This window comes from Endozoicomonas sp. SCSIO W0465 (assembly GCF_023716865.1).
Classification (GTDB): Bacteria; Pseudomonadota; Gammaproteobacteria; order Pseudomonadales; family Endozoicomonadaceae; genus Endozoicomonas.
In genome coordinates this window covers 817786-831951 of record NZ_CP092417.1, presented here as the reverse complement: position 1 = coordinate 831951, position 14166 = coordinate 817786, and the positions used below count along the sequence as shown (strand labels likewise).

Genomic DNA, 14166 nt, shown 5'->3' with positions numbered 1-14166 from the left:
CCCCTGTTCATCGCCCCAGAAGGCCACCGGGCGCTGGCTGCTGACCTGCTGGCTGCCGGGCCGGGGTTAATGCACCATGCAAGACAGGTGCCACCCTCTGTCATCGCCGCCCAGAAAGGCCACCGGGCGCTGGCTGCTGACCTGCTGGCTGCCGGGGCCGGGGTTAATGCACCATGCAAGACAGGTGCCACTCCCCTGTACATCGCCGCCCAGAACGGCCACCGGGCGCTGGCTGCTGACCTGCTGGCTGCCGGGGCCGGGGTTAATGCACCGCACAAGGATGGCTCCACCCCCCTGTACATCGCCACCCAGAAGGGCCACCGGGAGCTGGCTGCGGACCTGCTGGCTGCCGGAGCCGGGGTTAATGCACCGCGCAAGGATGGCGCCACTCCCCTGTACATCGCCGCCAAGAACGGCCACCGGGAGCTGGCTGCTGACCTGCTGGCTGCCGGGGCTGATCCTAAGAAAAAACGGCGAATTCTCGGCCACCTGATAAAAAAATCTGCAATTCAGGTTGCAAGAGAAAATCATCATTACGATATTGCTCAAATGCTAACAGAGTGGATGCCTACGAGGACCGTGGGAACGAGGTACGAAAGAACGAGGCGCCTTTTTAGTCAGTAATCTGAAATATTGTTGTTTTTTTTTGTCTTAATTGTTCCCGGTTAATTTATTACGGTTTCCAGTAGTGATTAATTCCGCTTTTTTGTCTTGTCCTTCTGATCCTTCTGAAGTTATTGGTCTTGCGGATGATTGCCCGATTTGTTTGGAGGGGTGTTTCCAACAGCGCGAGGTGCTTGTTACGCCCTGCAATCATCGTTATCACGAGGATTGCATTACCAAATGGCTTAGAGTCAAGGGTGTTAACGAGCGAACCTGTGCCGTGTGTCGCAGCATCGCAGTACCACTGGTTCGTGAAAGTTCATCTTTATTCGATGATGACAAAGAGACTAATCCGTTCGTTGAGTTGCCAGTACTCAGGTCTGTTCGGCAGGGGCAGCGCGATTTAATCGCTCAGTTGTTGGTATCGTCTCCTGAAATGGCTAACCAGCGTTTTCTGAGTGCCATTAGTGGCGAAAAAGTTTCTTTGTTGTGCATCGCCGCCCAGAACGGCCACCGGGCGCTGGCTGCGGACCTGCTGGCTGCCGGGGCCGGGGTTAATGCACCGTGCAAGACGGGTGCCACTCCCCTGTACATCGCCGCCCAGAACGGCCACCGGGAGCTGGCTGCTGACCTGCTGGCTGCCGGGGCCGGGGTTAATGCACCGCGCAAGGATGGCGCCACCCCCCTGTTCGTTGCCGCCCAGAAAGGCCATCGGGTGCTGGCTGCGGACCTGCTGGCTGCCGGGGCCGGGGTTAATGCACCGCACAAGGATGGCGCTACCCCCCTGTACATCGCCGCCCAGAACGGCCACCGGGAACTGGCTGCTGACCTGCTGGCTGCCGGGGCCGGGGTTAATGTACCGCGCAAGACGGGTGCCACCCCCTTGTTCATCGCGGCCCAGAACGGCCACCGGGCGCTGGCTGCTGACCTGCTGGCTGCCGGGGCCGGGGTTAATGCACCGCACAAGGATGGCGCCACTCCCCTGTTCATCGCCGCCCAGAACGGCCACCGGGCGCTGGCTGCTGACCTGCTGGCTGCCGGGGCCGCGGTTAATGCACCGCACAAGGATGGCGCCACTCCCCTGTACATCGCCGCCCAGAACGGCCACCGGGAGCTGGCTGCTGACCTGCTGGCTGCCGGGGGCGGGGTTGATGCACCGCGCAAGGATGGCGCCCCCCCCCTGTTCATCGCGGCCCAGAACGGCCACCGGGCGCTGGCTGCTGACCTGTTGGCTGCCGGGGCCGGGGTTAATGCACCGCGCAACGATGGCGCCACTCCCCTGTACATCGCCGCCCAGAACGGCCACCGGGCGCTGGCTGCTGACCTGCTGGCTGCCGGGGCCTGGGTTAATGCACCGTGCAAGGATGGCACCACTCCCCTGTTCATCGCCGTCCAGAACGGCCACCGGGAGCTGGCTGCTGACCTGCTGGCTGCCGGGGCCGGGGTTAATGCACCGCGCAAGACGGGTGCCACTCCGCTGTTCATCGCCGCCCAGAACGGCCACCGGGCGCTGGCTGCTGACCTGTTGGCTGCCGGGGCCTGGGTTAATGCACTGCGCAAGGATGGCGTCACCCCCCTGTTCATCGCCGCCCAGACCGGCCACCGGGAGCTGGCCGCTGACCTGCTGGCTGCCGGGGCCTGGGTTAATGCACCGAGCAAGACGGGTACCACTCCCCTGTTCATCGCCGCCCAGACCGGCCACCGTGAGCTGGCTGCTGACCTGCTGGCTGCCGGGGCCGGGGTTAATGCACCGCGCAAGACGGGTGCCACTCCCCTGTTCATCGCCGCCCAGAACGGCCACCGGGCGCTGGCTGCTGACCTGCTGGCTGCCGGGGCCAGGGTTAATGCACCGTGCAAGGATGGCGCCACCCCCCTGTACATCGCCGCCCAGAACGGCCACCGGGCGCTGGCTGCTGACCTGCTGGCTGCCGGGGCTGATCCTAAGAAAAAATGCCGAATTCTCGGCCACCTGATAAAAAGATCTGCAATTCAGGTTGCAAGAGAAAATCATCATTACGATATTGCTCAAATGCTAACGGAGTGGATGCGTGACAGAAGAGAAGAAATGACCGCCAGCATTAACCCCCGCGATACCCGGAGCGGCAGGAGGGAAAGGTAGATTAGAGGGATGGGGTGAGTAGACCTGCCCGGTCACCCGGGCAAGCCCCTCCTCAGAACCGGACTTGCGGAATTACCGCATCCGGCTCCCGATAGACCCGTGTCCCCACACATGTTCGGTGAGACCGGAACATTGACACCGTTTTCCAGCTCTCTGGATACGCCAACACTTTAAGAATTTTCACCAGCTTTCCCCAGCTCAAGTATCCTTTTCCTCCCTGACGATTAAGCCATCTGTGGATCGTTCGTTTGCCTTGCAGAATGAACTGCCTGACCCGTCCTTGATTGTCTGTGATCCCATGATAGTTGATCCATCCCTTGATCCCCCGAATCGCTCTCTTCAGCGTTTGCACACGGTCAGAACTCAGGCGCTTCCAGAGGAACTCCCTTAACCCTTTGAGCTTCGATGCAAAACGATCTTTACGGCTGGTGAACTTCAGTCGCCAACCACCTTTTCGCATCTTACCCCAGTAACAGGTGAACCCCAGGAAGTTAAACGTCGAAAGACGCTTACCTGATTGATTGGCCCTCTGAGCTGCAATCCATCCTGCAGGAATTATCTGCGATTTCTCTCTATGCAACTCCAGACCAAACTTCTCTAACCGTTTTGGCAACACTTTATAAAAGCGCTCTGCTTCACTGGCATCCCCAAAAAGGAATACCATATCGTCAGCGTACCTCACCATTTCCGCCCGCCCTTTGATGTGAGAACGGCTTACCTCGGCAAACCATTCATCTATCACGTAGACAGCACCATCCCGAATTCGGGAACTGGACTGCAGCAAAGTCCTCAAAGCATCGTGACAACTCAAGCCGGGCCTGAATCCGTATGAGCACGGTAGAAACAGCGGTTCGTATATCTTGCCAGGGATTTGACTGGCTGCAAGTTGCACCAGTTTGTCTTCAAAGCAGGATATGACCAGTGGCCGTTTGCTCCCATCCTCTTTCGGGATTTCAGTGACCCTCGCGGGTTTTGACCTGTAAGTCCCACGGCGAATGCGCTGGAGAAGGTGTTTCAGATTTTCATCCAGTTTTACGCCGTAAGTCTCCTTTGTCTCACGGTCAATACCTACGGCTTTATTCCCGTTCAACCGATGGAATTGCTCCTTCAGCATGTCAACATTTAGCAGGTGACCAAGGTTATTGAACACCATTTGTCTGTCGTATGCCGATTTCTCACCTATGCGCTCAAGTTTCGTTAACCATGATTGTCCGTCGTTGCTGAGTACGGTCATTGTTTCTCTCTCACGCTTGATCTATCTGCCAGCCCTTCGCTCCACGGTCGTTACCCGCTTCATCACTACTATGACTGACTCCGACTTCCATAGAGCCATCTGTAAAGCCTCGTGTTTTGCACTTGTACTTAACATACTCAATCCTTTGAGAGCCCTATGGATCTCCTGGGTTCAGTCGTATATCTCTATAAACTCGCCGACGCCTGCGACTCCGGTGGGTAGTGCTGCTCGGATTCCCAGATTGACCTTACACAGCACTCTTGGGCCTGCTGCCTGCATAAGAGCATCGGCACCCACAACAAGTGGTATTTCGGAGCTGTCACGTTCACCATTTGGTTTCGGCTCGGATATTTCACTGTCTACGCTTCATCACTGTCGTTACCTTCAGCAACGCAAGACTCGCTATACGGTGGAGCTGGTTCTCCTTCCGCAACGGGACTTTCACCCGCAAGATATACGCCGCTTATCCCAGCGCACTATGCATTCCCACGCGGAGCGTGGGAACGAGATGTCCGGAGTGTTCGGAGGGTTTTGCGACAACCTCGGGACCGTGGGAACGAGGTGCTTGTGTATGTATAACAACGCTTGGCTGCACTAGTGCTCTGCCGTATTGAAGGCTTGCAAAAAGATGCCCTGATAGTGATCCGCAGTGACCACACAGAACAGGCCATCACTGTTAATCCATCATGAGTCCCCGAAGAACAAAGTGTGACGTCAGCTCCATTGTCTGACTAATGACGGAACCAAACTCGCTAAGGGTTGTCTTTTCATGCATGAACACGGCTGATCACTCTATCATCGGTAAAAACTCATCCGGGCCAATCGGTAGATCACCTCCCGTTATCGGAAGAGGATCAGTGAGAAGGGCAGGAAGGGAAAGCGCTGGCAGGGCTGCTGGAGTGCCAGGCTGTCAGGGAGCAACAGTGAGGCCGGTAACCTCTGCAAGCACCCGTGGTTTAAGACAAAATCCTGACCGGGATTCTTATCCATTGGCCTTAACGAGAGCGGTAAAAAGGACAGTAAATACAGAAGAGCTTCTTTCTCAAGGGTTCGAATTGCTCAGAAAAAAGCAGTGGTACCGGGCGGTTAACGTGTTTCAGAGTATCAAACCGACGACCCAAAAACAGAATGAATGCAAAGTCATTGGTCTTGCCCGGGCACTTTATCCCCAGCCCGGAAAGGCTAAAGAGGCACTGAATTTATTAAATCAATTACCGGCTTCTGCCCAGACCGGTGCCTTGCTGACAAAGTCCAGGATTCTGGAAGAACTAAAACGTTATCAAGAGGCAGAAGCGCTACTGAAGCGGATTGTTGAGAGGGAAGCGGGTGATTGGGAAAAAGGCAGGGCCTGCAAGCACCATGATACCAATCTCGCCCTGGCTCGTCTCTGGCAGGTGATGGGTAAGCTCGATCAGGCCGAACGCCTGCTGATCGCCACCTTCAGGCAGAAATCTGTCAAGGCGCGTGATCTGGAGGAAGGCAGGGCCTGTAAAAACCATGATACGAATCTCACGCTGGCTCGTCACTGGCAGATAATTGGTAAGCACGATCAGGCCGAACGTCTGCTGATCGCCATGTTCCGGCAGGAATCAGCGAAGTCGGGTGATCTGGAAGAAGGCAGGGCCTGCAAGAATCATCAGACAAATCTGGGGCTGGCCCGTCACTGGCAAATGATGGGCAAGCACGATCAAGCCGAACGTCTGCTGATTGCTACGTTCAGGCAGGAATCGGCAAAGCCGGGTGACCTGGAATCAGACATGCCCTGCAGGCAGCATGCGACAAATCTCGCTCTGGCTCGTCACTGGCAGATAATGGGTAAGCACGATAAAGCCGAACGTCTGCTGATTGCCACTTTCAGGCAAGAATCAGCAACAAATGCGGGCGACCCGCAAGCTGGCAGGGCCTGCAAATACCATGAGACGAATCTCACACTGGCTCGTCACTGGCAGATGATGGGTAAGTACGATAAGGCCGAACGTCTGTTGATTGCCACATTCCGGCAGGAATCAGCAAATGCGGGCGACCTGGAAGCTGGCAGGGCCTGCAAATACCATGAGACAAATCTCACGCTGGCCCGTCACTGGCAGATCATGGGCAAGCTCTATCATGCTGAACGCCTGCTGATCGCCACGTTCCGGCAAGAGTCGCCGCAGGCAGGTGACCCGGAAGCAGGCAGGGTCTGCAAGCACCATGATACGAATCTGGGGCTGGCTCGTCACTGGCAGATGATGGGCAAGCACGATAAAGCCGAACGTCTGCTGATTGCCACGTTCAGGCAGGAATCGGTGACGGCAGGTGACCTGGAAGCAGGCAAGGCCTGTAAGCATCATGACACGAATCTGGGGCTGGCCCGTCTCTGGCAGCTCATGGGGAAACTTGACCAAGCCGGACGTCTCCTGACTGCCATGTTCAGGCAGGAATCGGCGGAGGCGGGCGACCTGGAAAAGGGTAAGGCTTGCAAGCACCATGAGACCAATCTGGGGCTGGCTCGTCAATGGGAGATGATGGGTCAGCTTGATAAGGCCGAGCGTCTGCTGATTGCCACCTTCAGGCAGGAATCGGCAAGGGCGGATGACCTGGAAGCAGGCATGGCCTGCAAGCACCATGAGACGAATCTCACATTGGCCCGTTTCTGGCAGATGATGGGTAAGCTCGATCAATCTGAACGCCTGCTGATTGCCATGTTCAGGCAGGAATCGGAGCAAGTGGACGACCTGGAAGCAGGCAGGGCCTGCAAGCATCATGATACGAATCTCACCCTGGCCCGTCTCTGGCAGATGATGGCTAAGCACGATAAAGCCGAACGCCTGCTGATCGACACCTTTAGGCAAGAATCCGTGACGGCGGAGGACCTGGAAGCAGACAGGGCCTGCAAGCACAATGATACGAATCTCGCGCTGGCCCGTCACTGGGAGATAATGGGTAAGCTCGATAAAGCCGAACACCTGCTGATCGCCACTTTCAGGCAGGAATCGGCGAAGAAGGGTGATCTGGAAGCAGGCAAGCCCTGCAAAAACAATGACACGAATCTCTCGCTGTCCCGTCTCTGGCAAATCATGGGTAAGTTCGATGAAGCCGAACGCTTGCTGATCGCCATGTTCAGTCAGGAATCGGTGCAGGCGGACGACCTGGAAGCAGGCAGGGCATGCCAACACCATGCAACGAATCTGGGGCTGGCCCTGCTCTGGCAAAACATGGGTAAACTCGAAAAAGCCGAATACCTGCTGATCGCCACCTTCAGGCAGGAATCGGCGAAGAAGGGTGATCTGGAAGCAGGCAAGCCCTGCAAAAACAATGACACGAATCTCGCGCTGTCCCGTCTCTGGCAAATCATGGGTAAGATCGATGAAGCCGAACGCTTGCTGATCGCCATGTTCAGGCAGGAATCGGTGCAGGCGGACGACCTGGAAGCAGGCAGGGCCTGCCAACACCATTTAACAAATCTGGGGCTGGCCCTGCTCTGGCAAAACATGGGTAAACTCGAAAAAGCCGAATACCTGCTGATCGCCATGTTCAGGCAAGAATCGGCGAAGCCGGGCGACCTGGAAGCAGGCAGGGCCTGCAAGCTCCATGAGACCAATCTGGGGCTGGCCCGTCTCTGGGAGATGATGGGCAAGCTTGATCAAGCCGAACATCTGCTGATCGCCACGTGCAGGCAGGAATCGGCAAGGGCCGGCGACCAGGAAGCAGATATAGCCTGCAAAAATCATGAGACGAATATCGCGCTGTCCCGTCTCTGGCAGAGGATGGGTAAGGTCGATAACGCCAAACGTTTGCTCCAGCAATGCCTGTCTGATAATGCGTTGGTCAATGCACAAAAAGACCGTTACCGGCTGGCATTAAGCATTCTGCATTCCGGAACCAATGAATTTGATACTTATATTGGTGATATCACCAACGGTGTAGATAAAGCACTTGTCCAGTCAATCCATCGTTTCAGAATTTTTTGCCAACGTGTTGTCGAAAACGGTTCGCAAGAGCGTATATTCCTGGATCAGGCTTTCGATTATGTTGAGGAGGCTATGCAACTTTCTTCCTCAAGTTCCACCAGTTCCTCCAGTGAAAAACAGGCGCAATTGTTATCGCAGAAAGCTCACATCATGAGAATGCAGCAAAAGGCTGACAGTGAATGGCAGTCACTTTTTCAGCTAGCATCCTGTTTAGACCCTGCAAGAGTATTAAAAGAAAAAACAGAGCCCTGGAGGACAACAGAGCAGCGGGCCCTGAAAAAGTTAAAAATCCTGAGCACCACTTAACGATCTGAAAAACTGTCCAGTACCCAACCCTATTGAAGGCTTGCAAAAAGATGCCCGGATGGTGATCCACAGTGACAACACAGAACAGGCCATCATTGTTAATCCATCGTGGTTAATCCAGCCTGAGTCCCTGAAGAACAAAGTGTGACGTCAGCTCCTCTGATTGATGACGGAACCAAACTCGCTAAGGATTGTCTTTTCATGCATGAACACGGCTAACTACTCTACCATCGGTACAGACTCATCCGGGCCAACCAACGGAAGCAGGACCGTAAGAGGAGCAGGAAGACAAAACACTGAAGGGGCTGCTGCATTGTCAGGCTGGCAGGGAACGACAGTGAAGCCGGCAACCTCTGCTGGTACCCGGGGGTTAAGACAGAATCCTGTCCGGGGGGCTTATCCATCGGCATTAGCAAAATCGGTAAAAAGGACAGGAAATACCGAGGAGCTTATTTCTCAGGGGTTCGAATTACTCAGGACCGGGCAGTGGCACCTCGCGTTTAACGTATTTCAGGCCATCAAACCGGCGACTCGACAACAAAATGAAAGCAAAATCACCGGCCTTGCCCGGGCACTATATCTCCAGCCCGGAAAGGCTAAAGAGGCACTGGATTTATTAAATCAATTACCGGCTTCTGCCCAGACCGGCACCTTGCTGACAAAGTCCAGGGTTCTGGAAACACTGAAACGTTATCAAGAGGCAGAAGCTCTGCTAAAGCAGATTGTTAAGAAGGAAGCGGGCGATCCGGAAAAAGGCCGGGCCTGCAAGCACCATAATACCAATCTCACGCTGGCCCGTCTCTGGCAGACTATGGGTAAGCTTGATCAAGCCGAACGTCTGCTGATCGCCACGTTCCGGCAGGAATCGGCCAAGACAGATGACCTGGAAGCAGGCAGGGCCTGCAGGCAGCATGAGACCAATCTCACACTGGCCCGTCACTGGCAGATGATGGGCAAGCACGATCATGCCGAACGTCTGCTGATCGCCACGTTCCGGATGGAATCAGCAAAGGCGAGTGATCTGGAAGAAGGCAGGGCCTGCAAGAATCATCAGACGAATCTGGGGCTGGTCCGTCACTGGGAGGTAATGGGCAAACAAGATAGAGCCGAACGTCTGCTGATCGCCACGTTCCGGCAGGAATCGGCAAAGCCGGGTGACCTGGGTGAAGGTAGGGCCTGCAAGAATCATGAGACCAATTTCACGCTGGCCCGTCTCTGGCAGATGATGGGTAAGCATGATAAAGCCGAGCATCTGCTGATTGCCATGTTCCGGCAGGAATCGGCAAAGGCAAATGACCTGGAAGCCGGCAGAGCCTGCAAGAATCATCAGACGAATCTGGAGCTGGCCCGTCACTGGCAGATGATTGGCAAGCTCGATAAATCTGAACGGCTGCTGATCGCCACCTTCAGGCAGGAATCGTCGCAGCCGGGTGACCCGGAAGCAGGCAGGCCCTGCCAGGATCACAAGACGAATCTGGCGCTGGTCCGTCTCTGGGAAATGATGGGGCAGCTTGATAAAGCCGAACGTTTGCTGATCGCCTTGTTCAAACAGGAATCGGTTACCGCAGATGACCTGGAAGCAGGCAAGACCTGCAAACACCTTGAAACGACTCTCACGCTGGCCCGTCTCTGGCAGTTGATGGATAAGCTCGATAAGGCCGAATGTCTGCTGATTGCCACCTTCAGGCAGGAGTCGGCCCAGGTGGGCGACCTGGAAGCAGGCAGGGCCTGCAAACATCATGGGACAAATCTGGCGCTGGCCCGCCTCTGGCAACTGATGGGGAAACTTGATAAAGCCGGACGTCTGCTGGTTGCCATGTTCAGGCAGGAATCAGCGAAAGCGGATGACCTGAAAAAGGGCAGGGCCTGCAAGCACCATGAGACCAATCTGGGGCTGGCTCATCAATGGGAAATGATGGGGCAGTTCGATAAAGCCGAACGGCTGCTGATCGCCACCTTCAGGCAGGAATCCGTGCAGGCGGGGAATCTGGAAGCAGGCAGGGCCTGCAAGCACAATAAGACCAATCTCTCACTGGTCCGTCACTGGGAGATGGTGGGGAAGCTCGATAAAGCCGAACGCCTGCTGATCGCTACGTTCAGGCAGGAGTCTGTGATGGCAGAGGACCTGGAAGCAGGCAGGGCCTGCAAGGACCATGACACCAATCTCACGCTGGTCCGTCTCTGGCAGATTATGGGTAAGCACGATAAAGCCGAACGCCTGCTGATCGCTACGTTCAGGCAGGAATCAGTGCTGGCAGGCGATCTGGAAGCAGGCAGAGCCTGCAAGAACCATGAAACCAATCTTACGCTGACCCGTCACTGGGAGATGATGGGTCAGTTCGATAAGGCTGAACGCCTGCTGATCGCCGCGTCCCGGCAGGAATCGGTGAAGACTGCTGGCCCGCAAGCCGACATGGCCTGCAAGCACCATGAAACCAATCTGGGACTGGCCCGCCTCTGGCAGACAATGGGTCAGCTCGATAAAGCCGAACGCCTGCTGATCGCCACGTTCCGGCAGAATTCAGAGAAGCCGGGCGACCTGGAAGACGGCAGAGCCTGCCAGCACCATGAGACGAATCTCACGCTGGCCCGTCACTGGCAGATCATGGGTAAGCACGATCATGCCGAACGTCTGCTGATCGCCACGTTCAGGCAGGAATCGGCGAATGCGAACGACCTGGAAGCAGGCAGGGCCTGCAAGCACCATGAAACGAATCTTACGCTGACTCATCACTGGCGGATAATGGGTAAGGTCGATAAAGCTCAACGTCTGCTGCAACAATGCCTGTCGGATAATACGTTGATTGATGTGCAAAAAGACCCTTACCGGCTGGCATTAAGCATTCTACACTGTAGTACCAATGAATTTGATACTTATGTTGTTGCTATCACTAACCGTGTCGATAAGGCACTTGTCCAGTCAATCCATAAATTCATGATTTATTGCCAGCATGTCGACGAACACGATTCGGCAGAGCGTATATTACTGGATGAAGCATTCAATTTTGTGGAAGAGGCTATGCAACTTCCTTCCTCCAGTGAAAAACGGGCACAATTATTGTCGCAAAAAGGACACATCATGAGAATGCAGAACAAGGCCGAAAGTGAATGGAAATTTTTTTTTCAGCAAGCATCCTGTCTAGACCCTTCAAGAGTATCAAAAGAGAAAACAGAACTCTGGAGGAAAACAGAGCAACGGGCGCTGAAAAAATTAAATATCATTAACTGATACTCATCATGGAACTTAGTCTTTTTTTTTCCTTCTAACCGGCATCCCATTGTTGAATGATCCGGTTGTTTTATTATGGATGCCATTGCCCATTCACCCGTCCCCCAACCCATCCATACTGATGTTGCTGAGAAGTGTCCCATTTGTCTTGAGGAATTCCATGGCCGTGATGTGCTGCCCACTGTCCTCAAAACCCGGTGTGGTCATTGCTTCGATCTGGAGTGTATTTCACAGGATTTTGTTTCACGGCCCGTAGGCACACGACGGTGTGCGTATTGTCGTCAAGACCCGATGCCGTTGGTGAATGAGAATACCGACAAATTTTACCCGGACGAATTTTTCCCTGATCAGTTTTTTTTTGATGCCTGCAGCAATGGGGATCTGGCATTTGTGAGCTCCAGACTGTTAAAGGGGGGCAGCGTCAATGGAGCCATGGACAATAATAATTATGGTTTCACTGCCTTGATGCTGGCAGCCCAGAACGGACAATTAGAGGTCGTAAAGCTTCTGCTTGATAAAGGGGCTGAGGTCCGTGCCGTGAATAAACATGGCTTCACAGCCCTGATGCTGGCAGCCCGGAACGGACAATTGGAGGTCGTAAAGCTGCTGATTGATACAGGAGCTAAGGTCAGTGCCGTGAATAAAGATGGCTGCACTGCCCGGATGTTAGCAGCCCATAACGGTCACGCAGATATTATCGATTTCCTGATTGGCAAGGAGGCTGGAGACAATACTAACCCTGAGACAAATCTCAGGCTGGCCCGCCGCTGGCAGATGATGGGTAAGCCCGATAAAGCCAAACATCTGCTGGTCGCCGCGTTCAGGCGAGCATCGGCAGAGGCGGGAGATCTTGAAGCAGGCAGGGCCTGTCAGCACCATGGGACGAATCTGGCGATGGCCCGTCTCTGGCTAATGGAAGGTAAGCACGATAAAGCCGAACGCCTGCTGATCGCCACATTCCGACAGGAATCGGAGCAGCCGGACGACCTGGAAGAAGACAGGCCCTGCCAGGACCATGAGACGAATCTCACGCTGGCTCGTTTCTGGCAGATGACAGGTAAGCTCGATAAAGCCGAACGTCTGCTGATCGCCACCTTCAGGCAGGAATCGGAGCAGGCGGAGAATCTGGAAGAAGGCAGGCCCCGTCAGAACCATGAGACGAATCTGGCACTGGCCGGTCTCTGGCAAATGATGGGCCAGCACGATAAAGCCGAACGCCTGTTGATCGCCACCTTCAGGCAGGAATCGGTCAATACGAACGACCTGGAAGCAGGCAAGCCCTGCCGACACCATGGGACGAATGTGAGTCTGGCCCGTCTCTGGAGCCGGAGTGGCAAGCTCGATAAAGCCGAACGCCTGCTGATTGCCACGTTCAGAAAGGAATCGACGGTGGTGGGCGACCTGGAAGCAGGCAGGGCCTGCAGGCACCATGAGACGAATTTGGAGCTGGCCCGGCTCTGGCAGATGAAGGGCAAGCTAAATCAAGCCGAACACCTGCTGATCGCTACGTTCAGAACGGAGTCAACGAAGGTAGGCGACCTGGAAGAAGGCAAGGCCTGCAAACATCATGAGACAAATCTTGCGCTGGTCCGTGTCTGGCAGATGATGGGCAAACATGATCGAGCTGAACGCCTGCTGATCGCTACGTTCAGAAAGGAATCAATGAGGCCGGACGACCTGGAAGTGGGCAGAGCCTGTCAGAATCATGAGACGAATCTGGAGCTGGCCCGTCTTTGGCAGATGATGGGCAAGCATGCTCGAGCCGAACGCCTGCTCATCGTTACGTTCAGGAAGGAATCGGCCAGGGCGAGCGACCTGGAAGCAGGCAGGGCCTGCCAGAATCATGAGACGAATCTGGAGATGGCCCGCTTCTGGCAGATGATGGGCAAGCATGATCGAGCCGAACGTCTGCTGATGGCCACGCGCAGCCAGGAGTCGGCTCAAATGGATGCCCCGGAAGCAGAGAGGACTGGCAAGTATCACGAAACCAATCTTTCGCTGGCCCGTCTCTGGCAGACAATGGGTAAGATCGATAACGCCCAACATCTGCTCCAACAATGCCTGTCCGACAGCACGCTGGTCGATGCGCAAAAAGACCGTTACAGGCTGGCATTAGGTATTCTACATTGCGGCTCCAATGAATTTGATACGTATATTAGTGCTATCACCAACGGTGTCGACAGGGCACTTGCCCAGTCAATCCATCAATTCATGATCTATTGCGAACGTGTCGGCGAAAACAGTTTGGACGAGCGTATATTCCTGGATCAAGCCTTTAATTCTGTAGAGGAAGCGATTCAACTCTCTGCTCCCAGAGAAAAGCGGGCACAATTGTTGTCGCAAAAAGCGCACATCATGAGAATGCAGAAAAAGGCCGAAAGCGAATGGCAATCGCTTTTTCAGCAGGCGTCCTGTCTGGACCCTTCAAGAGTATTAAAAGAGAAAACTGAGCCCTGGAGGAAAGCAGAGCAGCAAGCGCTGAAAAATTTAAACATCCCGGGCTCCGCTTGATGATTTGAAAAGTCGTCCAGTAGTCGAATTTATTGAGGGCTGGCAAAAAAGTGACAGGACGCTGATCCGTAGTCACAACACAGAATAAACCATCACGGTTAATCCGTTGTGGGTTGGCAATGAACACAGTACGAACGCTGTTTCACTGTTTTATTGAAGATAGAACCAAACTCGCTAAGGGTTGTCATGTCAAGACATGAACACAACTGCCCAC

Annotated in this window: 6 protein-coding genes and 1 pseudogene; 6 read left to right on the top strand and 1 reads right to left on the bottom strand. The window is 54.7% G+C overall.

Features of this window, described 5'->3' with window-relative positions; all coding sequences use genetic code 11:
- The first annotated feature begins 3 nt into the window (after positions 1-3).
- The 3 genes and pseudogenes from MJO57_RS03520 (at position 4) to MJO57_RS03515 (ending at position 2722) form a co-directional block, all read left to right on the top strand.
- Complete coding sequence (locus tag MJO57_RS03520) at positions 4-624, top strand: ankyrin repeat domain-containing protein (protein WP_371924860.1); 621 nt, start codon at positions 4-6, stop codon at positions 622-624.
- Positions 625-688: 64 nt separating this feature from the next.
- A pseudogene (locus MJO57_RS33095) lies at positions 689-880 on the top strand (RING finger domain-containing protein); the annotation flags it as partial.
- Between the two features lie 3 nt (positions 881-883).
- Positions 884-2722, top strand: coding sequence for an ankyrin repeat domain-containing protein (locus MJO57_RS03515; protein WP_252022979.1), 1839 nt, complete (start codon positions 884-886; stop codon positions 2720-2722).
- A 52-nt stretch (positions 2723-2774) separates the two neighbouring features.
- On the opposite strand, the gene MJO57_RS03510 is transcribed toward MJO57_RS03515, so the two are convergent.
- Entirely contained in the window at positions 2775-3956 is a 1182-nt protein-coding gene (locus MJO57_RS03510) for a reverse transcriptase domain-containing protein (protein ID WP_252022978.1), read from the bottom strand.
- Positions 3957-5047: 1091 nt separating this feature from the next.
- Here MJO57_RS03510 and MJO57_RS03505 point away from each other — a divergent pair.
- The 3 genes from MJO57_RS03505 (at position 5048) to MJO57_RS03495 (ending at position 13952) form a co-directional block, all read left to right on the top strand.
- Entirely contained in the window at positions 5048-8212 is a 3165-nt protein-coding gene (locus MJO57_RS03505) for a lipopolysaccharide assembly protein LapB (RefSeq protein WP_252022977.1), read from the top strand.
- A gap of 166 nt (positions 8213-8378) precedes the next feature.
- Positions 8379-11441, top strand: a complete 3063-nt coding sequence (locus MJO57_RS03500; protein ID WP_252022976.1) for a lipopolysaccharide assembly protein LapB — start codon at positions 8379-8381, stop codon at positions 11439-11441.
- A 75-nt stretch (positions 11442-11516) separates the two neighbouring features.
- Entirely contained in the window at positions 11517-13952 is a 2436-nt protein-coding gene (locus tag MJO57_RS03495) for an ankyrin repeat domain-containing protein (RefSeq protein ID WP_371924763.1), read from the top strand.
- Positions 13953-14166 lie beyond the last annotated feature (214 nt).